This is a genomic window from Bacteroides sp. 43_46, assembly GCF_001915455.1.
GTDB classification, from domain to species: Bacteria; Bacteroidota; Bacteroidia; order Bacteroidales; family Bacteroidaceae; genus Bacteroides; species Bacteroides caccae.
The window spans coordinates 114386-136639 of record NZ_MNQN01000141.1 but is presented as its reverse complement, the minus strand read 5'-3'; the positions used below and the strand labels follow the sequence as shown (position 1 = coordinate 136639).

Annotated in this window: 11 protein-coding genes; 7 read left to right on the top strand and 4 right to left on the bottom strand. The window is 43.7% G+C overall.

What is annotated here, in order from left to right; translation table 11 throughout:
- Window positions 1-211: 211 nt before the first annotated feature.
- Window positions 212-1447: a DcaP family trimeric outer membrane transporter gene (locus tag BHV72_RS18255; RefSeq protein WP_286857335.1), complete on the bottom strand. Its 1236-nt coding sequence runs from the start codon at window positions 1445-1447 to the stop codon at window positions 212-214.
- Between the two features lie 54 nt (window positions 1448-1501).
- Entirely contained in the window at window positions 1502-2446 is a 945-nt protein-coding gene (locus tag BHV72_RS18250) for a tRNA-dihydrouridine synthase family protein (protein WP_269096597.1), read from the bottom strand.
- A 149-nt stretch (window positions 2447-2595) separates the two neighbouring features.
- Between BHV72_RS18250 and BHV72_RS18245 the strand changes: the two genes are divergently transcribed.
- The 7 genes from BHV72_RS18245 (at window position 2596) to BHV72_RS18215 (ending at window position 15982) form a co-directional block, all read left to right on the top strand.
- Window positions 2596-5775: a SusC/RagA family TonB-linked outer membrane protein gene (locus tag BHV72_RS18245; protein WP_022043148.1), complete on the top strand. Its 3180-nt coding sequence runs from the start codon at window positions 2596-2598 to the stop codon at window positions 5773-5775.
- A 34-nt stretch (window positions 5776-5809) separates the two neighbouring features.
- Window positions 5810-7609 (top strand): RagB/SusD family nutrient uptake outer membrane protein, encoded by a 1800-nt coding sequence (locus tag BHV72_RS18240; protein ID WP_022043147.1) that lies wholly within the window; start codon window positions 5810-5812, stop codon window positions 7607-7609.
- Window positions 7610-7651: 42 nt separating this feature from the next.
- Window positions 7652-8776: a DUF5017 domain-containing protein gene (locus tag BHV72_RS18235; RefSeq protein ID WP_286857331.1), complete on the top strand. Its 1125-nt coding sequence runs from the start codon at window positions 7652-7654 to the stop codon at window positions 8774-8776.
- 19 nt (window positions 8777-8795) lie between these two features.
- Window positions 8796-10730 (top strand): PL29 family lyase N-terminal domain-containing protein, encoded by a 1935-nt coding sequence (locus tag BHV72_RS18230; protein WP_055169941.1) that lies wholly within the window; start codon window positions 8796-8798, stop codon window positions 10728-10730.
- A gap of 11 nt (window positions 10731-10741) precedes the next feature.
- A complete protein-coding gene (locus tag BHV72_RS18225; RefSeq protein WP_005676943.1) occupies window positions 10742-11632 on the top strand; it encodes a PL29 family lyase N-terminal domain-containing protein in 891 nt (296 codons plus the stop codon).
- A gap of 31 nt (window positions 11633-11663) precedes the next feature.
- Entirely contained in the window at window positions 11664-13583 is a 1920-nt protein-coding gene (locus tag BHV72_RS18220) for a PL29 family lyase N-terminal domain-containing protein (protein ID WP_005676945.1), read from the top strand.
- A gap of 107 nt (window positions 13584-13690) precedes the next feature.
- The gene (locus BHV72_RS18215; protein ID WP_286857327.1) at window positions 13691-15982 is read left to right on the top strand and encodes a DUF4955 domain-containing protein; all 2292 of its coding nucleotides are present in this window, start codon (window positions 13691-13693) and stop codon (window positions 15980-15982) included.
- Between the two features lie 254 nt (window positions 15983-16236).
- On the opposite strand, the gene BHV72_RS18210 is transcribed toward BHV72_RS18215, so the two are convergent.
- On the bottom strand, window positions 16237-17772 hold the full coding sequence (locus BHV72_RS18210) for a sulfatase family protein (RefSeq protein WP_149928144.1): 1536 nt from the start codon (window positions 17770-17772) through the stop codon (window positions 16237-16239).
- Between the two features lie 394 nt (window positions 17773-18166).
- On the bottom strand, window positions 18167-22249 hold the full coding sequence (locus tag BHV72_RS18205; RefSeq protein WP_055169953.1) for a hybrid sensor histidine kinase/response regulator transcription factor: 4083 nt from the start codon (window positions 22247-22249) through the stop codon (window positions 18167-18169).
- Window positions 22250-22254: the final 5 nt, after the last annotated feature.

Here is a 22254-nt window from a genome sequence, read left to right as displayed (position 1 = left end):
CTATAGTTTCGCATGGGTAAACCAAAAGTTTCAAGGCGCGAAACTTTTAATCTCATTACTTCTGTTGTCTTTTAGCTCCGGTGACAGCAAAATTGCCTTCACAATGCTGTCACCTGTTGCCGTCACAGCCTTATCCGTTTATAACCAAAACGTTAAACTGCAATCGGTGACAGGTGGCAGCTATATGATTAAAATAAATTAGTGGGAGAGATTAGAACATAAACATGGCAACTGCAACAATGCGGTTGTTGCATACGGCATGAGTATCTTTGATTTTACCGCTGGATGTATTAAGAGAACCATACCATGCAGAGCTTAGCGTATATTCTAAACCGAATTTCCAATGAGGGACATTATAAGTAAGTTCTGCTCCGGCAGTGACAAGTTGGTCGAGATTTGTACCTGTACCATATAATTGTGCTTTTCCGTCAGGGGCATATAATTCGTCACTTGTCCCCAAGTTTTTAGCATAACCGACAAAAACGCCCGGTTTCCATTTCTGTCCATAAACAACGTTCAGCCAAGAACTGGAAAAGCGTATCGGGGTATACTTTTGTTCTCCGGTACGTTCGTTGACAGACTTCACTCCGAATCCGCCCAGACCGGAAGCCTGTGTGAGATTGGAACCCAGAACACTTTTTGCTCCAACAAACCAGTCTTTATTGGTATATTTAACGTGAGCTTCATAGGAAAGAGTGGTGATACGCTCGTCTACTTGAAATTTCTTATTGTTTTCTCCGGTAGCTTCTGTCCGTGGCTTCAATGATAACATTTCGATTCCTACACCAGCCAATAAACCTCCGTTCTTATAATCGGCACCGATGTAGATTTCGGGAATACAGCCTTTCTTTATGTATTCTTGGCTCTTTCCGGCAGGACCTTGCGACAGATATTGCGACTGCCATACGGCAGCTCCCGTAAGTTGGAAGTTCTTTTCAGTGTAGCGATAGCGGATTTGCGGCGCACGGCTGAACGGTTGGAAAGGCGCTCCCACGGAAAGGTTCAGAATCTGAGGGGAGACATTTCCGAACAGCGGATGCCATGTCTGTCCCAGCAATAAGGCGGACTTGCCCCAATCCAGATTCAAATAAGCATGGCGGAGGCGGATTACCGAGTATGAGGTACCTGTACCGCGAAAATCAAATTCTACTTTGGCGGAAGTTTTGGCGGTTCCCAGTTTCGGACCGGCCACATCTACGCCCAAGCGTGAATACAAGGTATAAAAGTTGCTGTTCGGCGTTGAGTTCAAGTCGTTTCCGTCCTCATCGCGTACCTTATCTTTGGGGTACATATAAAATAATCCGTCTACGGTTTCTTCGTTAGCACGACTATTATAATAGAAGTCGGTACGGATCTGCCCATAGAATTTAAACTTGAAATCCTTGTTCTGTGCGAAGCTGCCTGCGGCCGTTAGCAGGCAAAGCGAGATTAAAATGTATTTTTTCATAATGTGCTTGTTTATAAACGGGCGCAAAATTACACAAAATAACTGGTAATCAGTTTATCGTTGACTAAAAAAGGCTTGGATAGCCTGATTATATTTGCTGAGGCTTGTGCTTTTATGGATTGCTTTCATTAGTTTTCTGTCCGCATTCGGTGCGAGATATTCCCAAAACGTTTTCATCTTGTTCAGAAGCTGCCCGTCGCCTCCTTCCAGTTGTGCGGCGTACTGATTGTAGACGGAAGTATGCATGATATGCAGTTTCTCTTTCATCTCGTCGGGTGTCAGCGTACGGTTTTCCTTATACTCCAAAGCTAATGCCGGGTTTGCGAGCAGTCCGCGTCCGATCATCACTCCTGCCAATGCGGGGAATTGTTGCCGGATGCGGTGAACGTCATCTGGGCAATTAATGTCGCCATTATATATGAGCGGATGTTGGCAGACATTCAGGAAAGCGTCGAACCCATTGAGGTCTACACTTCCTTTATATTGCTGTTTTCCCAGACGGGGATGCATCGTGATGTGGCGTAGCGGCAGGTCATTTAATATAGGAGCGAGTTGCAGGCATTCGTCGGGATTCTCCCAGCCCAGTCTCATCTTTACGGAAAAACTGATTTGCGGATATTTCAGAGTCAGTCCCAATAATGTTTTCACTTCGTCCGGATAAGGCAGAATGCCGGAACCGTTGTGCCGTTTAGCCAGAAGCGGAAACGGGCAGCCCAGATTAATATCCGCCTCCTTATATCCTTTTTCTATAAAAAGGGATAAGATTGTCTCCGCCTTTTCTATGGACGGAGCTATGAGTTGAGGAACTAAATGAGGCACCTGATTACTTTCCGGAGCGATCTCACGGACATCTTTATTCCGGAAACCGTCTTTTTCCAGTCGTACGAACGGAGTATAATAACTGTCTATGCCACCGAAACAGGCAGCGTGTGCATTACGGTAAAAAGCCTCCGTATAGCCTTGCAATGGAGCGAAGTGAATGGGTAGAATGTCTTGCATTACGTTATTTTTGTGCAAAGATACATCGAATATACTTTGGTATATGTATGTTTTTGTATCATAATTGAATAATTTTGCCCTGTAAATTAGGGTATCAGTACTTAATTTTGCGCATTGACAAATCTAATTAAAAATGTAAAACTAATAGTATGCAAACCGGATTCCGAACAAATTTTTCATGGAAGAGAGGCTTCAGTATGATGCTGTTAACCTTATTTTCTTTCTCTGTGGCAGTAGCCCAAGTACTTGTACGGGGTACAGTCGTTGATCAAACCGGGGAGTCGGTCCCAGGTGCCAGTATTCAGATCAAGGGCGGTACTCAGGGTACGATAACAGATCTTGATGGTAAGTTCTCGTTGAATGCTCCTAATAAGAAGTCTATTCTTATAGTCTCTTTTATCGGTTATGTAACCCAGGAATTGCCGGTCGAGACGGCCAAGCCCATGTCTATCATCTTGAAGGAAGATACGAAGACATTGGACGAAGTCGTTATCGTAGGCTATCAGGAGGTGAAGAAGAAAGACCTGACCGGTGCAGTGGCGAAAGTAAATATGGAAGATTTGCTGAAAACGCCTGCTTCTTCATTCGACCAGACTTTGGGTGGACGTATTGCCGGAGTAAACGTAAGTTCGGGCGAGGGTATGCCGGGCGGAACGATGAATATCGTTATCCGTGGTAACAACTCTCTGACCCAGGATAATTCACCTTTATATGTTATTGACGGGTTTCCGGTAGAAGATCCTGCTATTGCGGCTACCATTAACCCTTCCGACGCTGAATCCGTTGAAGTGTTGAAAGATGCTTCGGCCACTGCCATTTATGGTGCCCGTGGTGCTAACGGTGTCGTTATTATCACGACCAAGAAAGGAAAGGTTGGAAAGCCTCAACTCAAGTATGACGGAAGTTTCGGATTTCAGCAGGTCACCAATACAATTCCAATGCTGGATGCGTATGAGTTTGTGAAGTTGCAGAATGAACTGTTTCCGGCAGATACCCAAAAGAACTACCTGATTGAGCATGAAGGCAAGCAGTGGACGGTGGAAGATTACCGGGGTGTTCCGCAGTATGACTGGCAGGACGAGATTTTCCGCACAGCTTGGCAGCAAAGCCATAACGTCAGCCTGATGGGCGGAACGGAAGGGGTACGTTACAATGCGTCGGCTTCTTATTTCGATCAGGACGGTATCGTGCTCAACTCCAACTACAAACGTTTCCAGACTCGTATGAATACCGTTGTCCGCCGTGGCAAACTGAATATGAGTGTTACTGCCAACTATGCACGTGCCATTCAGACCGGTAGCTCTACCTCTTTATATTCATCCAGCGGTATGAATAACTTATTTTATAGTGTATGGGGTTACCGCCCTGTTACCGAACCGGATGTTCCGTTGAGCACCTTAATGGACAATGCGCTGGATTCATCAGTAGAACCGACTAATGACTATCGTTTCAACCCGATTATGTCATTGAAGAACGAATATCGTAAGAACTATACGAATAACCTTCAGTTGAACGGTTTTGTAGAATATGAATTTATCAAGGGATTGAAACTGAAGGTATCCGGCGGTTACACGTACGATGCCCGTAGCAATGATACGTTTAATAACTCAAAGACCCGTTATGGTAGCCCGATCTCAACGGATAAGGTGAATGCACAGGTAGTCCGCCAGCAACGTCTGACCTGGTTGAACGAAAATGTATTGACCTATCAGGTTAACATTAACAAGAAGCATTTCTTTAATTCGTTGCTTGGTATTACTTTGCAGAATTCCGACTATGAATATTATTCTTTCAAGACCACCAATATCCCCAATGAATCTTTGGGCATGGCCGGCATGAGCGAAGGTATCCCAAGTACGACAAGCTCTGAAAAGTCCTCATGGTCTATGATGTCTTATCTCGGACGTGTGAACTATAATTATATGTCAAAGTACTATGCAACGGCTTCTTTCCGTGTCGACGGTTCTTCCAAGTTTGCCAAAAAGAATCGGTATGGGTTATTCCCTTCGGCTTCTCTGGCGTGGAACTTCAGCGAAGAAGACTTCATGAAGGAATATAAGTCCATTCTTTCCAATGGTAAGTTGCGTGCCAGTTGGGGGTTGACTGGTAACAACCGTGTAGGTGAATATGAAGCCTATGCTTTGTTGAAAATGGCGAAAGCGGCATCGAACAATCTTCCTTCGGGAGTTTATCCGTTCGAGAACAATCAGAACAGCATCGGTATGGTACCTATCTCGCTAGCGAATAAAGATTTGAAGTGGGAAACGACGGAACAGTGGAACGTCGGTCTTGACCTGGGCTTCTTTGACGAACGAATTGGCATTAATGTAGACTGGTACATGAAAACGACCCGCGATCTGCTTCTTGATGCAAGCTTGCCTTATTCTACCGGTTATTATAGCGCAATGAAGAATGTAGGTAAAGTGCGTAACTCCGGTTTGGAATTTACCCTGAATACAATAAATATAAATAGAAACGGTTTCCGTTGGAGCACAAATTTCAATATTGCCTTTAATAAGAATAAGGTATTGGAGTTGGCGGAGAATCAGACTTCCTTGTTGACCTCCGCTTATTTCGACCAGACGTACAATTCACAGCCTACTTACATTGCGAAGAAAGGCTATTCAATGGGTATGATGTACGGCTATATGTATGAAGGTACTTACAAATACGAAGATTTTTATAAGTCCGGTGATACGTATGTGTTGCGTCCGGGAGTTCCTTACTTCTCCAGCGAGAACAACACTCAGCCGGGTATGCCTAAATATAAAGACCTGAATGGCGACGGTATAATCGACACGAACGACCGCACGATGATCGGACGTGGCTTGCCTATCCATACAGGTGGTTTCACGAATGATTTTGAATATAAAGGATTTGATTTGAGTATCTTCTTCCAATGGTCTTACGGAAATGATGTGTTGAATGCGAACCGCTTGTTCTTTGAAAACGTCAACAATTCACGTAACCTGAACCAGTATGCGACTTATGCCGACCGTTGGACACCGGAAAACCCGACAAGCAATATACCGGTAGCCAAGAACTCAAGTTCCAACAAGGTTGTATCTTCACGTGTGATCGAAGATGGTTCTTTCCTGCGTCTGAAGACATTGACGCTGGGTTATACTTTGCCGAAGAAAGCGCTTAGGAAATGGGGAATCTCTACTGCCCGTGTTTACGTAGCAGGACAGAATCTCTGGACAATATCCGGCTATTCCGGCTATGATCCTGAAGTGTCTATCCGTAACAGTGCCCTGACACCGGGACTTGACTATTCCGCTTATCCGAGGGCTTATGCTGTCAACTTCGGAATTAATCTTGGGTTTTAGTATTTAGTTGAAATCATATAAAAATAGAGAAGATATGAAAAAGATAAAAATAGCATTCCTTTCTTTGTTGGCTACATGTACGATAGCGTCATGTGACTTTTTGGAGAAGGAACCATATAAAATAGTACCGGAAAACTATTTCCAGAATGAGGCGGAAGCACAATCATTCCTGACCGGTATCTATTCGAACTTAGGACAGTCAACTTTCTACGGAGGTGATTACATGGTTCTTGCAGGCGGTGACGACTTGGAGTTTTATGGAGGGTCTACCGGACGTATTTCCAATACAGGATTGATTTGTAATAACACTACCACCAGTGATGCGGCGGTTACCAACCTCTGGCTCAATTTGTATAACGGCATCGAGCGTGCCAATATGTTTCTGGAACAGATAGACAATGTCCCCGGAATGAGTGATAAGAGCCGTTTGCAATACAAATCGGAAGCTCGTTTCTTACGTGCGTTTTATTACTTTACGTTGGTGCAGTGCTGGGGAGATGTGCCGTTCAAGACGGAGTCTACCTATTCGTCCGGAACGGTGACTAATAAGGATATAGCACGTACGGATAAGAACGTGATTTATAAGTTTATCGTGAAAGAAATGGAAGAGGCTGCCGATGAAGAAACCGGAGGGCTGCTCTCTGCCAGAGAGTTAAGCTATAAGCCGGGACGTATCTCCAAGTCGACGGCATGGGGTATGTTGGCACGTGTCTATTTATTCTGGGCCGGTGAACATAAGCGCGACGGTAAACCGGCCGATGCGGAAAACAAGTCGTATTTCGAGCGTGCCAGCTATTTCGGCCAGAAAGTGCGGACACAGGGGCATACGCTTGCCGCTAATTACTGGGACCCGTTTATTGATATGTGTTCCGACAAATACAATACGACTGCCAATGAAAGTATCTGGGAAGTTGAGTTTGCCGGAGACGGAACGGGAGACGTGCGTTCGGAAGGCCGTATCGGAAATACGATCGGGCTTCAGTGTTCGGACTTTTCTTCTTTATCTAATGTTGTAGGCAAGGCTGACCCGGGATATTCTTATGGCTTTATTTGGGCAACTCCGAAACTTTATGATTTGTATGTGGCGAATGGTGATAATGAACGTTTCACCTGGAACATTGCCCCTTTTACATATCGTAGAATTGCGGACCGTACTGACTTGGGAATTGTAGGAAGAACTTTTGAAAACAAGGCGTTGTATGATCTGGTGAAAGGTGCCGGTTGGTACGGAGACAGATCGTATAATTATGAGGGAGCCAATGAGGGTGAAGAATATAACAGTAAGGTGGAGCAGATTGGAGATGTTTACAAAAAAGCGGTTGCTGCCGGTAAGGAAAGGAAAGATTTGTGTTGTGCCAAGTTCCGCCGGGAATATGAGCCTGCTGCAAAGAAGGACAAGAACCGTACTTCTATCAATTTCCCTATACTTCGTTACTCGGATGTGTTGCTGATGATTGCGGAAGCGGAGAATGAATATAACGGTGCCCCGACGCCCTTGGCCGAAGAATGCCTGAAAGAGGTACGTGACCGTGCCGGAATCTCAGATCTTACAGGTCAGATTACTTCAGGTGAGGACTTTCTTACTATTATAAAGGATGAGCGTGCAATGGAGCTTTGTTTTGAATATCTCCGTCGTTTCGACCTGATTCGTTGGGGAGACTTTGTAGATAAGATGAACGAGCAGGCAGTGCTGGCACAGAGTGGAAACAACTGGACTCAGGGAGGGCAGGCTGCACCTTTCTTCCGGGTATCTTCCGCTTATCAGTACTTCCCGATTCCGGATGCCGAGAAAGCTGTCAACAAACTGATTACGGGCAATAACCCCGGTTGGTAATCCGCTTTAATCCAATTAATAATTTTTGAAGAGAATACAACGATGAAAACATATAAATTCTTAATACTAACTCTGGGAACTCTCTTGTTTGCTTCATGCGAAAAAGAGTTGGACCGGGATCTGACTGATGTCAGTGTAACTGTGGCTACCAATGAGAATGTACGGTACGAAGGCAATATCCTGACTGTAAAGAAGGGGACTCCTGTCGAGTTTCTCTTTCACGGTGATCCTGATTACATTTCTTTCTTCAGTGGCGAAATCGGTCATCAGTATATTTATCGTGACCGGAAGGAGATTTCGGTAGAAGATATTGTGTCATGCGACTTTAAGTTTTCGATTTGGGCTCAATACGGGGTAGCCAATTCATGCAAAGACCAGTTTGATGTGTTGTATCTGGCGGAAGAAGAAGATCCTGATAATCCGGGAAATACGATCTTTTTCCCGGGAATGAGCAAGAATAATTTCGAGGCTGATTCTGTACTTGTGGAGAAGAATACTCCCTGGAAGGAACTTATCACACGTGCGCAACTGCCGCAAGCACCTGTGACCAGTGCAGCCGGAGCTTTGAGTTTCAGTAAATCGGTCAAAGAATATATTGGAAAGAAACTGACGCTGGCTTTAGTGCTGAACAGAGATCAGAAAGAAGCAATAAGTGCCAATAATCCGGAAGATCCGGAGGCTACTATTGTTCAGTCTACATTCAATATTCTGAATATGTGTGTGGAAACCAAATGGAAGAACGGACGTGTCACTACTGCTTATGCAAGTTCTTTCGGCTTTACTCCATTGAACATGAAGAATAAGACGAAGTATGAAGAACAGGCTCCGGAAAATATGCCTAAAGATCTTGAATATGGTTCTGTTTCAACGGGAGTGACTGGCATGTGGAACTTGAGTAGTATAAAAAGCGGCGGATTTACTATTAACGGTACGGCTGCCAATAATCCTTGGAAGTATAATTGGCTTGTTTCCGATTATCTGAATCTGGCGGAATGTCCCGAACCGGATTCGGGAGTGAAGGTAAAAGACATTTCTCTGGATCTGGAGTCTTACTCTTATACTTATAATCAGGTGGGTACATATACTGCTACGTTTCTGATAAATAACGCAAATTATTCACATGTGGCGTCCAAGACTTGTGAATTGATAATCAATGTAACAGAATAACTTTAAATACTAATAGATTATGAAGTACATAAAATCGTATATACTTTTCGTTATCATGGGCTTTGCGGTTGCGGGGTGTACTATAGACGACCTGAAAGACGATGTAAACGACCTGAAAGATAGGGTGACGCTTATCGAGCAGCAGGTGAAACTGTTGAATGATAATCTGGCTGTGATCGGCTACATCCTTGATCCTCAGAATAAGACAGTCAGTAAAGTGGAGACTGTTAAAGAGAATGGGGTTGCTGCGAAATATGTCATAACTTTAAGTGATAATACCCAGCTGACATTGACTATCGGTAAGGAAGGAACAGTCAACGAACCGGAGATTACGATAGGAGATGATGGGAAATGGTATATCAACGGTATTTCTACCGGCGTAGTAGCCGTAGGAGAGAACGGTAAGAATGGGGAGGGCTATCCCGAATTTCGTGTACAGAATGGAAATTGGCAGATACGTTTCGGTGACGGTGAGTGGGCGAATGTTCCCGGTGGAGAGGGGATTGCCGGTGGCAGTTCTTTAGGCGACCAGATCTTTGAATCTGCCAAAGTAGACGGTAGCAACTTTGTTGTGACTCTTAAAGATGGGACTGTGCATACACTTCCTATCGTGGCAACTTTGGTTTGTGCTATTGATAGAACAGGTCTTGCATTTGATGATGAGGACTTCCTGATTATCAATAAAGGAGAAAGAGTGGTGATTCCTGCTAAGATTGAAGGTGAGAATCCGCAGGTTACTTATCCGCAAGGTTGGAGAGCTACTTTGAACAAACTGGATGTTGCCGATGAAAAAGGAAATAATTATCAGTTGTTGATCTTTGCTCCGGCTGCTGAGAATAAAACGTTAACGAGAGCCGCGGCGGATAATACTGCCGATGTAACTGTTCAGGTACAGGAAGGCTTGTTCTGGGCAGTTGACAAGATAAAAGTGAAGAATCCGAAAGGACTTGCTTCTAATCTGGATATGTATAATGAAGGACAGGCTGTTATTGTAGGCGGGCTGGAGATTACAAAAGAAAAGTATGGTGAAGCACAAGAGATTACTACTAATGGGGCGATAGCCGGTGGTGTTTATTTCGTGTCTGCAAACGATTTGACATTGACATATAACCAAGGAACCTCAGTTGTGGAAAATCTAATTATTATTCCTAATTCAGATGAGGTTACTTCAATAAACCTGAACATAGATAAGTCTATTTATCTTGGTAATGCCTTGATTTGTAAAAATACAAATATAAAGTATACAGCAACAGCAACTTATCCTGTACGTGTTCAATCTAAGGAAGCTAGTATTATAATCGACCGGTGTACAATAAGCGGCTTATTATTTGGATCGGGTTTTGCTATGCCGGAGGTGAAAGATAAGGCTAGTATTGGCTATTTTGGAATGACTGATACTAATATAAAGGTTGAAAATACTGGAACTAATTTGTACTTGGTTACTAATATGAACTGTAATGAACTTCGATTTGAAAATAATATTGTATATTATTCAGGAGTTCCGGAAGCCACTTCTAACGTGGAGAATTTTAAGGTGTTCCAAGGGCCAAGTTATAGTGTGAATAAACTAACATTAACTTCCAATACCTTTATTGATATTGAATCAGGGTATTCAAATGGGAAAACTTCCGCTATTGTTTATCCTTCGAAAATTGGTGATATCACAGTCAATAAGAACATTTATTATTTTACTTATCGTGAATATCCGGCATTCCTTATAAGAGTGGCATCTGCGGCAGAATCTAAGGTAACAATAGCCGAGAACAATTATGCTTATCTTTTTGAAACCGGATTGAATCTGAATGTTTTCCAAAATAAGATAGGTGATACTTCAGTTGGTTTTACAAGTAATGATGTTGATCTTTATGATACCACTGATCCGGCTACTTTTAACAAATCTACAGGGACATTCATTCCCAAAGAAGGTTACACTCAATATGGTGCACAACGCTAAAACTAAGAATTATGAAAAAGATATTGATACTATTAGTTTGCTTATTGCCTGTCATCACCTTTACCTCCTGTGATGATAAGGATGATATACGTAAAGACATCGACGATCTGAATGCTCGTTTGGATGCTTTGACAGATGATCTCGAAAATTTGAATACGAGCATCAAATCTTTCCAAGATGCAGTGAAAGGACTTGTTCTTGTAACCGGATATACAATGGATGAAAAGGGTAACTATACACTTTCACTGAGTGACGGTACGGAATTGGTTGTTTATGGCGGACAGCCTGCGGGAGATATTCCTACACTTGGCATTAATGAAGCCGGAAATTGGACATATACCCTTGACGGTAGAACCGTTGAATTGAAAGATAAAGAAGGCAATCCTTGTCCTGCTGTTCCCGTAGACGGTTCCGACGGACAAACTCCAACCATCTCGATTGATGCGGACGGTTACTGGTGTTATGCCGTTGGCGGTGGAGAACCTCAACGTATAGACGGGCGTTACAACATTGCCAATATTGGAGAGATTCCGGGAGGTATATTTGCCGATGTAACGGTGAACGGTAATATCGTGACCTTTGAATTTACAGACGGCTCGAAAACCGAGATCCCTTTATTGGGAGGATTGGATATGACTTTTTCTCAAGGTGGTTCATCGAATATTACTTCTGTAAATGTAGCGAAGGGAGGTTCAGCGGTATTGACGGCAAAACAGACGAATGTAGCCAGAGTGATTATAGATCCCACACCTGTACAGGTAGTCTTGACTGATGACGCTTCCGATAATCTGACGATTAAAACAAAAGGACTAGCTTCCGGCAAATATACTGTTTATTTCCAGATATTCTCTAAGGAAGGATATCGTCTGATTAAATCATTAGAGGTGACGGTTGCTGAATAAGTTGAATTAATAATTAAGCGAAGAAATCATTATGAAATACTATAAATCATTCATATTATTCAGTTTGTTTGCATTGGCTTTTGTGTCATGTAATACAGACGATTTGGAAAGAGACATTGATGCCTTGAAAGATCGTGTGACGAATGTTGAGGCACAGGTACAGCAGTTGAACGATGAGATGAACATTATCCGTGTGCTGTTGGACGGCAACAAGACTATTACCGATTACTCTATCAATGGTGATACTTATACCTTGACCTTAAGCAATGGCGAAACATTGACTTTGACTCCGGGAGTGACCGGAGGCAACTATCCTTCTATTGAGATCGGTGCAAATGGTAATTGGTTTATTGGCGGTACAGATACAGGCTGGCGTGCTCAAGCGGAGAATGGGGAAGATGCTACCATTACTCCCGAATTTAAGATTGCACCCAATCCGGCCGATGGAGATAAAAAGTATTGGTATGTGAGTTATGACAACGGTTCAACCTGGAAAGTATTGGAAAACGGTCTGGCTGAAGGTATAAATACAGGTTCGAATCCTATCAGCAACGCAACTGTTGACGGAGATAATTTTAAAGTTACTTTTGGCGGAAAGGAGTATCTGATTCCTATTGTGAAAGGATTGGAATGTGCAATTAATGTTCCCGAAGGTGTAACAGATGATCTTTGGTTGGTAGCCGGAGGAGGTGCGTCTTCCTTTACTGTGAAAGTAAATTTGGCTGAAGGTGATTTAGTAAGAGTAAAAGCACCTGCTGATTGGAATGCAAAACTGTCGGAATATGTGGCTGGAACAACGGAAGTAACAGTGACTGTGACACCTCCTGCAACTCCGAGCGAGTGTACGATTATTGTAGAAGTGACTCATGGAGTAAATTCAGCAACAGATCAGATAAAGGCAAAAACTTCCAGTGATAGTTACTGGGCTGAATATCAGGCTGGATTTGATATCAGGATCGGTGATGTAGTACTTAATAAATATGATAACCCGAATGGAGTATTGGTAAAAGAAGGTGAATCAATCTCCGAAAGCGGTATTTACTTTATTGCCGAAGGTGCTACGGCTTATTGGACTGGTGCAGTGAGTGACCTGATTCTGATAGGAGAGAAAAAGAATAGTAATTATTCTTCAAAAGTAATGACCAAAGGGATTGTCTCTTTGGAAAATGTGGAGTCGAAAATTGGAATGTTATGTAAGGAGATTACTTTATCTCCTGATGAGTTAACCGCAAATTATTGGTTTAACTTTCCTAGTTCAAGTAAAGATGTAATAGAAAGACTGTATTTAGATCATTGTAAGATTGAGATGATGGCGGACAAGATGTTCTCTTATTTTAATAATGCATCGTCAGGTATATCAAAATTGTTGGTTGAGTCTTGTTATATTGCAGTGCCGGCTCCATCGGCAACTACTAAAGTTATTAATTTCTTGAATTTTAATAATGGGAATTATGGAGATATAATGATTCATAATAATGTTTTCTATTGCTCTACACAGGATCGCTCTGTTCTATTTGTGGCATTACTGAAAGGAACGAATGCAAAGTTCTCTGATAATGTGAGTATTGAAAATAACACGGTTATTAATATTCTAAGTAATCATGGAAATAGCTCCGGCTTTTTTAAAGTAACCGCTGAAGAAGGATGGACGATGAAAAATAATCTATTCTGGTATGATACGGATTGTGCAGCTAGTGGGACTTTCCCAATGTTATCTACTTTAATGATTGGTGCAGCTACTTTCAATGAAACAGACTTTTCTAATAATAGAATATTTACCTCTCTTGAAAATACTCAGATGACTTGGCAGTATTTTAGAACCGCGCCGGTAGGTTTTAAGGATAATGTAATAACCATAGAAAAAGAGACTCCTTTTGAAACGTTGGTTGACATTGAAGGAAAATATACTCTTAAACCGGAATATCAAGGTATAGGTGCAGTTATCGAATAGTTGCTGCAATTAAATTTGATAAAGGCGAAGAATCTATTAATGCTAATATTGGGTTTAACGGATTCTTCGCCTTTATAACATTATTAGACTTTAGAAATATGAAAAACATGAAACTTGATTTACATAGTATAGCGACAACTTGTATGTTGGTTGCTGTTATAGTTTTCACTTCCTGTTCGGACGATGAAGTAATAAATAACCCAACTATTCCCGAGCAACCGGAACAATTAACAGAACTCACTGCGCAATACAATACTAATATCGCGGCTTATCAGGCCATGATGAATGGCAAAGCCGAGATTGTAGACTACACCTCTGACGAGAAGGGTAATTACAAACTTCAATTGAGTAACCGACAGATAGCGGATGTTTATATTCAAACTGCCGACGATAAAGATATTCCCCTTCTTGGAATTGATAAAGAAGGTTACTGGAATTATCAATTGGAAGGTACTTCACGCATTCTGACAGATACGCATGGCAATCCGGCTCCTGCTTTAAACAAGACAGGAAAAGGCATTCTTACTCCTCAAATTGCATTGGGGGAGGACGGCTGTTGGCAAGTTTCTTACAATGGCTATCAGTGGCAACGTTTGAGTGACACTCCGGCTCCGTCATTGGAAGGAAAAACGGCTGTTGATTTCTCTCTTTACCGTTCGGCTGTTTTAGATGAACAGACGAATACAATCACTTTGGAATCCCGTACAAGCGGGAGTGTGCTTAAACTGGATACCCGCAATAACGGCACAGCACAAGCGTGGAAAAAGTTCCTGATGAATAGTGATGACAATGTATTGTTGGATTATTCGTATGCCGGATATAAACATGGAGAAGTGACACCTCCGGAGGCTTTCTCATTAGGATATAAAGTTTTCAATGTGAAAGAACGTATGGAAACCCGTGGTATGACTGCCCGTGAAGCCTTGATAAGCATATTGCAGGAGAATAACATGACCCGTAAGGACGGTAAGAATTACAACAATGCAAATGCCCGGATTGTCATTTATTTCCCGGAAGGAGAATACGTATTGCATAATGACGATGACAATACAATAGAGCCGGGCAAGCCGGTATTGGGAAAGGAAGGTGATGAAGCATATTCTTTGGATAGTAAAGGAAATAATAAAAGTTCCAGTATCTATATATTCGCAGGCCATTTTGTAATTAAGGGAGATGGCGCAGGAAGAACAAAGCTGATAATGGATACTCCGAACTTGCCGGATGATATTACTACCATGTATTCGTCGCCGGTAATGATTGATATTAAACATAACTCCGGGTTGTCGAAACTCTGTGATGTTACGGGTAACGCAGCTAAAGGTACTTTTAGCGTGGAAGTATCTGATGCGGCCTCGCTGAGTAAAGGTGACTGGGTATGCCTGTATTTACAGAACAATGACCCGGAACTGGTACGCAACGAGTTGTCTCCCTATGCACCCGAGCCGACAATGGAGAATATTATAAATGTAGGTGTGCAGGTGCAGGACTTCCACCAAATTGTGGCAAAAAGCGGGAATGTAATCACTTTTAAAGAACCTATAATGCACGAAGTTGATTCTCGTTGGGGTTGGGCGATCCACAAATATCCGCATTATGAGGAAGTCGGTATAGAAGACGTGACTTTCGTAGGACATGCCACCGATGATTTTCAGCATCACAGAAACTGGGCGCATGACGGTGCTTATAAACCGATAAAGATGACACGCCTGACAAACTCGTGGATGCGCCGGGTGAACTTTATAAGTGTTAGTGAGGCCAACTCGATTACGTCTTCCGCTAACGTGTCCGCCTACGATATTAAGATAGACGGTAATCGTGGCCATGCCGCCATTCGGTCGCAAGGGTCGTCGCGGGTGTTTATCGGCAAAGTGACCGATCGTACCAACGGACCTCTAATAGATAATAGAGGCGTCATACAGCAGGGGGCAGGACAATATCATGCTTGCGGAGTCTCAAAACCGAGTATGGGTGCTGTCATTTGGCGGGTACATTGGGGATTGGATGCCTGCTTTGAGTCTCATGCCACGCAGCCGCGTGCTACGCTGATTGATAATTGTACGGGTGGATTCATGCAGTATCGTCAGGGAGGTGATTACAACCAACTTCCCAATCACCTCGATGACCTCACTATTTGGAATATGTATTCGGAAAGATCGCGCACGGCAAGCGGTAATTCGGCTCCTGCCGGTGTATTCGACTGGTGGCGTATCGGCTTTAAAGGTTGGAAGTTCCTTCCGCCCGTTATTGTCGGTTTTCATGGCGAACCGTTGAATTTTGTGCAGGAGCAAGTAAAACTGGACGAAAGTAATGGAACTCCGGTAGAGCCGCAGTCTCTTTACGAAGCACAGCTGGAGAAACGCCTGGGCTTTGTGCCTGCCTGGTTGAAGGCATTGAAATAAGAGGATACGAGAAATATCAACTAAAGAAAGAGAGGGGCTCGAAGGGCCTCTCTCTTTTGGGGGTAAATTGATCAAAGTCTGATTTTTATATAAATCTGTTGATAAAGGTTAGAAGAATTGTGCAGTATATTACTTTGGTTGTAATGTGACTTTATCGTTTCTCTGTTACAAATGTATGCAATTTACGCTCTCTCCTGTGGATAGAATGATTCAGGATTGGTATAAAATCATACAATTCTGTTATTCCGGTATATTTATTTCTCTTTTACAGATTCCAATAATTCAGCTAATTCTTTTACGATGTCAGGATGCTGTTTCGCCACATTCGTTTTCTCCGAAGGATCGGACGATAAATCGTAGAGCTGAGGCTGTTGGTCGTTGCCAAGTTCCATTTTCGTCCAGAACTCAATGGCGGGAGCATCGCTGGGCTCGATATATTTCCACTGCCCTTTTACAATGGCAAGCGTATTATTAAGATTCTGTTGGACGATGTATTCGCGACCGGTATTGTTCCTGCCTAAGAACGTGTTCAGGTGTTCCTGGCTGTCGGGGGCTGCACCTTTGCGCAAAGGCTGATTCAGCAGTGAGGCGAGTGAGGCGTATACATCAATCTGTGAGAAAAGAGACTGTTGCTTGCTCGGTTTTACTTTGGCAGGCCAGCGGACAATGAACGGGATACGTGTGCCCGCTTCATAAGCGCTGTATTTCCCTCCCCGGTAGATTCCCATTGGGGTATGGCCGTTGAGAAGCTCGTAGGCATGGTCCTGATAGCCGTCGTCGATGACGGGACCGTTGTCGCTGGTAAAGACCAGAATGGTATTGTCGGCGATGTTGAGGCTATCCAACGTGTTCATAATTTCACCGATGGTCCAGTCCAGTTGGAGGATAACGTCACCACGGGTGCCGAGTCCGCTTTTTCCTGCAAAACGCGGGTGGGGGATACGTGGCACGTGTACATCCTGCGTACCCATATACAAGAAGAAAGGTTCTTCTTTATGGGAAGTGATGAACTTCTTCGCTTTATGGGTGATGATGTCGGCTATATCCTCGTCTTTCCAGAGAGCGGACTTGCCGCCTGTCATCCAACCGATGCGGGGGATACCGTTGATAATGGTATTGTTATGCCCTTGGCTGGGTTTTAACGTTACGAGTTCCGGGTTTTCTTCTCCGGTGGGCCAGTCGCCTACTTTATGCTCATAGTTGACGGTGATTGGGTCATTAGGATCGAGACCCACTACGCGGCCGTTCTCCACAAACACGCATGGCACACGGTCTACGGTTGCCGGAATGATAAATTCATAATCGAAGCCGATACTTTGTGCATTCGGAGTGATCTGTTTGTTGAAATCTGTCCCTCCTTTCGGTCCCAGTCCCAAATGCCACTTGCCAACGGCACCGGTGGCGTATCCTGCATCTTTCAGCATATCCGCCATAGTGACACAGGCAGTATCAATGATAAGTTCCGAGTTGCCGGGAGCGATACCTGTGTTCTTTTGACGCCAGGGATACATACCCGTGAGGAGCCCGAAACGGGAAGGAGTGCTGGTGGCGGAAGTTGCGTAAGCATTCGTGAATTGCACGCCTTGTCCGGCCAGACGGTCGATATTGGGTGTGCTCACTTTGGTTGCTCCGTAGCAGCTTAAATCACCGATACCAAGATCGTCGGCGAATATGTAAATAATGTTAGGCTTCTGGTCGTTTTGCCCGTTATTCTTTTGAGCGGCATTATTACATCCTGACAACATTGCGATGCCGGGCAATAGCGGAAGTATACGTGATACGTTTCTCATGAAGTTGATTTTTAAGGGATGAATTATTGGAAGCAAAGGTAAATGATTGAAAGGAAAAGAAGGAGCAGGAATGTACAAGTGAAGTACAAAATAGTACACGAAAGGCTTTACTCTGTGATGTGAAGTGTGAAGATTCTACGCTTGTTCTCCTTAATAACCTTGCTTGTTTTTCGAAGTTATCTTGCTGACCTTGTGCCAACGTATTGGCACGACCCTGCCAAGCCTTTGGCACAACTGTGCCAGTGCGTTGGCACAAGCGTGCCAATAGGGTGGCACACTTGTGGCACAAAAGGCCCTGTTTTATGGCTGCAAGAGCGAATCGGCAGTATCTTTAATTCTCCTCCTTCGGGAAGGAGGAGTACCCGTAGGGGGAGGTGGTAGGTGAATACATAAATTAATTATTATCACCATTATACAAATTGTCCGTTTCTTCCCCGTCTCCTTCTTCTTTCTCTTCTCCCTTGCGGTAAGCCAACGGGCTGACATGATAAATCTCCTTGAAACACTTACTAAAGTAGCGTGAAGAAGAGAAGCCAATCCGGTCGGAAATCTCCGTAATATTCAGTTCGGGGTTATTCCGTAGCATGACAGCCCCTTTCTTCAGGCGAATGTTCAGAATAAAGTCATTCGGCGTTTGTCCCGTCACCGCTTTCAGTTTGGTGAACAGATTGGTGCGGGCCATACCCATTTCACGGGCAAAGATGTTGACATTGAAATCTGTATCATCCAAGTGGCGTTCGATAATATCCATTGCTCGGTCGAGCATCTCTTTATCCATTGGATTGGTAGCCAGCATTTGTGCAAAAGTCTGCGGCTGCTTACTGAATTTCTCTTGCAGCAGTCTGCGGGAGTTCACGAGGTTATTACAACGCGAAATCAGCAGGTTTGTATTAAATGGTTTGGTGATATAATCGTCCGCACCGATCTTCAGTCCTTCGATATTGTGCTCTATGGCCGTGCGTGCAGTCAACAGCACAACCGGGATATGGCAAGTGTTGAAATCCGTCTTGATCCGTTTACAAAGTTCCGTACCGGACATACGAGGCATGACGACATCGCTCAGTATAATGCTCGGCATCTCTTTTTGTATCATTTCCAAAGCTTCTTCTCCGTCCGAAGCGGTACTGACTTGATAGAACGTTTCGAAGATACCTGCCAACATCTGCTTGATAGATTCATTATCTTCCACTATCAGCATCTTGGCGCCTTCAATCCGTTTATTTTCTTCCTCTTTCCATTCCGAATCAGGTATTATCTCCACTGAAGGAACAATCGTTTCCGTTTGCCGGATCGTTGATTCTGTGCTTTCTTGTGCTATCTGTTCCTCCGTGAAGTGCTTTTTGTCCAGTTTGAGGGTGATAATGAAGCTGCTTCCTTTGCCCGGTTCACTTTCTACGCGGATGGTGCCTTGGTGAAGCTCAATGATACCTTTCGTCAGTGCCAGCCCGATGCCTGTACCGGCTCCGGTATTCAACGAGTTGAGGTGTTCGGTCTGGTAGAAGCGGTCGAATATCTTATCAATCTCCGCGGCGGCAATGCCCGAGCCGGTGTCTTTTATTTCGATTATGGCATAGTCTTCCTCCTGCGATACATTGATAGAGATAGTATCCTCAGCTTTAGTATGCTTTAATGCATTCGATAACAGGTTATTGATTACTTTCTGCATCTGCTTTTGGTCATACCACACTTCAATATCGTCTTTTTGTTTATTGAACTTGAAGTTGATTTGCTTGCTGCTGGCGTATTCGAGAAAGAGCAGATAATTCTCATACAGGAAATTCACCAAGTTGTGCCGGCTCACTTTGATTTTCATGTGTCCCTGTTCCTGCTTCCGGAAATCGAGTAACTCGGTAATCAGTTCCCGCAACTGGAGACTGTTCTTGTAGATTCCCAATACCTTATTATATATATTGGGTGTGAACGTCTGTACCTGCAACAACGTCTCCACCTGTCCGACGATTAGTGTCAACGGAGTACGGAACTCGTGCGAAATATTCGTAAAAAAGCGGAGTTTCGACTGGTTCAGTGCTTCCAGGTCTTCGATATGCTTCTTTTCGTACTTCAATGACTCGCGGAGTTTGATTCTTGAATTATAGTTCTGGATAAGATACCACAACAAGCTGATAGTGACGATGGTATAAATCAGATAAGCCCACCATGTCTCATACCAGGACGGAAGGACGATAATCAGCAGTTTGGCTTCTTTGATCCCGTCCCGCTGTGATTTGATGACAAGTGTGTACTTGCCCGGATTCAGATTCGTATAAGTGATAAGCGTCTGTTTGCGATACGTATGATTCCATTCGTCGGAGAAGCCTTCCAGACGATAAAGAATTTCGTCCCTGTTGGCGGGGATGAAGTTGGAAGTGGCGTACTCAATGCTGAACATTGATTGGTTCGCCCTCAATTTAATCTCCGGTGTATGGCAGATTGACTGTTCCAGAATCCCAGTTTCATCTCCAGGGGTTACTTCCTTACCGTTGACCAGCAAACGGGAAAGAAGTATGTTGTAAGATTTGGGAGAAAAATGCAGTTTCTTCTCCCAGAAAGAAATCATTCCCTGGATACCACCCAAAAACACTTCTCCGTCGTGTGTCACAAACAGCGCATTCTCATTGACGGCGGTCAACGGGAATCCGTTTTCCGTGCCATAATTATAGAACTTCTGGTTCGGATAGTCAAATTCTGAAAATCCCTGGTTAGTAATCAACAACAGATGTCCTTTTTGTATCGATGATTCGAATACCTCGTAAATGCAGTCACTGGATAAACCGTCTTTCTGCATATCAAAGTTCTCGAAATCATCGCTTTCCTTGCGGTAACGGTCAAGCCCGCTGCCGGAAGTGGAGAACCACAGGTTGCCGTTACTATCCTGCATGATGTTGTTAATGTTGTTGTTGCTGAGACTGTTCGGATTGGCAGGGTTATGCGGATAATTGGTCAGCTTGCCAGTGTCGAACCGATAAGAGTAAACACCCTCTCCGGTGGCGGCAACCCATAGGGTACCGTCATTGTCTATACAAAGGCTGGCCACCATGCCAATTCCTCTTCCTTCTTTTGTTTCTTGAAAAAGCTGCTCACAACTACCTGTTGCCGGACTGAACAGGCAGACACCTTTCTGTGTGGCAACTACCAGCTTATCCTTATACGGTATAATGTCGCGAACAATATCCGAGGGTAACGAGGTCGGATCTCCCGCCTTCATCCGGTAGACTGTAAAACGGTTGGTACGCAGGTCGAGCTTGTTTAATCCTCCCAAATGGGTACCTATCCACATGATCTCGTTAGCACGGTCGTAATAGATGGCTTTTACATTATTGTGCGAAATACTGTTTCTCCCTTCCTCATGGCGATACCAACGGTATGTATTATTGATCCGGTCGTATACGTTTACACCACCGCCTTCGGTACAAATCCATAAATTACCGTCCTTGTCCTCCGTCATTCTGCCTACAATCGGGCTGCTCAAACCTGCTTTCTCCGTGTCTCCCACTTTATAGCGGGTATAGATTTCATATTCAGGATTGAAGTAATTCACTCCGCCGAAGTAAGTTCCCAGCCAGATTGTTCCCTGCCCGTCTTTTACGATGCACCAGATAGAAGAATGGGTAAGCCCGTCGGGACTGTTTCCATTGGCGGTGTAAAGGTGAAACTTACCTGTTTCTCTGTCATATCGGTTCAGTCCGTTGAATGTTCCTATCCATAAATCCCCGGAGTTATCTTCGCAGCAACTTCTGACAAAATTGGAGCATAGACTGTTCGTATTCATCGGATTATGGCGAAGATTTTCAATGTTGCCGTCTGTTTTTACACGGTAAAGTCCTTCTTCCCAACTCCCTATCCACAGTTCGTTGGAAGAATCCTCATAAATACTGGTTATATTGCCTTTTGTGACAGGCCGGGAAAGGCTTTTATCTTCCGACAGGCAGTATATACCATTGCTGGTAGTCCCCATCCACAGATTTTTGTTTTTATCCAGGTGCAGGCAGGATAGAGTGATGTTTTTGCCTGCGAGATGATAGAAAAGGTCGAAGTTGCCCGTACTTTCATTGTATACAAAGACTTCCTCCCTCTTTCCGATATATAACTTCTCATTAAAATAAATAGCGTCTACATTCCCCTGCAACAATGTTTTAAACCTTTGAGTCGCCAGATCGAATTCCGCCACACCATCGGTACAGAGCAGGTACACTTTACCATTTCTATTTCCGGTGATGCGTAGTACGGTATTACTGAACAGACTGTTCGGGTCGTTCTTTTTAAGTTTGAAACTCTTGATATCATTACCGTTATACCGGTTTAGTCCCTCGCGCGTACCGATCCATATAATTCCCTGTTCATCAATATACATGCTGTTGACAGAAAACTGAGAAAGTCCATCATCAGTGGTCAAATGGCTGAAAGTGATGTTCTGTCCTTGTGTACGGACGGTGTCTACGCTTAAAAAAAGCAGAAATAAAAGGATTACTTTTCTCACTAATT

Coding starts and splice junctions, on each gene's coding strand:
- BHV72_RS18255 (WP_286857335.1), bottom strand. CDS start 1,447: ATGAAAAAATACATTTTAATCTCGCTTTGCCTGCTAACGGCCGCAGGC.
- BHV72_RS18250 (WP_269096597.1), bottom strand. CDS start 2,446: ATGCAAGACATTCTACCCATTCACTTCGCTCCATTGCAAGGCTATACG.
- BHV72_RS18245 (WP_022043148.1), top strand. CDS start 2,596: ATGCAAACCGGATTCCGAACAAATTTTTCATGGAAGAGAGGCTTCAGT.
- BHV72_RS18240 (WP_022043147.1), top strand. CDS start 5,810: ATGAAAAAGATAAAAATAGCATTCCTTTCTTTGTTGGCTACATGTACG.
- BHV72_RS18235 (WP_286857331.1), top strand. CDS start 7,652: ATGAAAACATATAAATTCTTAATACTAACTCTGGGAACTCTCTTGTTT.
- BHV72_RS18230 (WP_055169941.1), top strand. CDS start 8,796: ATGAAGTACATAAAATCGTATATACTTTTCGTTATCATGGGCTTTGCG.
- BHV72_RS18225 (WP_005676943.1), top strand. CDS start 10,742: ATGAAAAAGATATTGATACTATTAGTTTGCTTATTGCCTGTCATCACC.
- BHV72_RS18220 (WP_005676945.1), top strand. CDS start 11,664: ATGAAATACTATAAATCATTCATATTATTCAGTTTGTTTGCATTGGCT.
- BHV72_RS18215 (WP_286857327.1), top strand. CDS start 13,691: ATGAAACTTGATTTACATAGTATAGCGACAACTTGTATGTTGGTTGCT.
- BHV72_RS18210 (WP_149928144.1), bottom strand. CDS start 17,772: ATGAGAAACGTATCACGTATACTTCCGCTATTGCCCGGCATCGCAATG.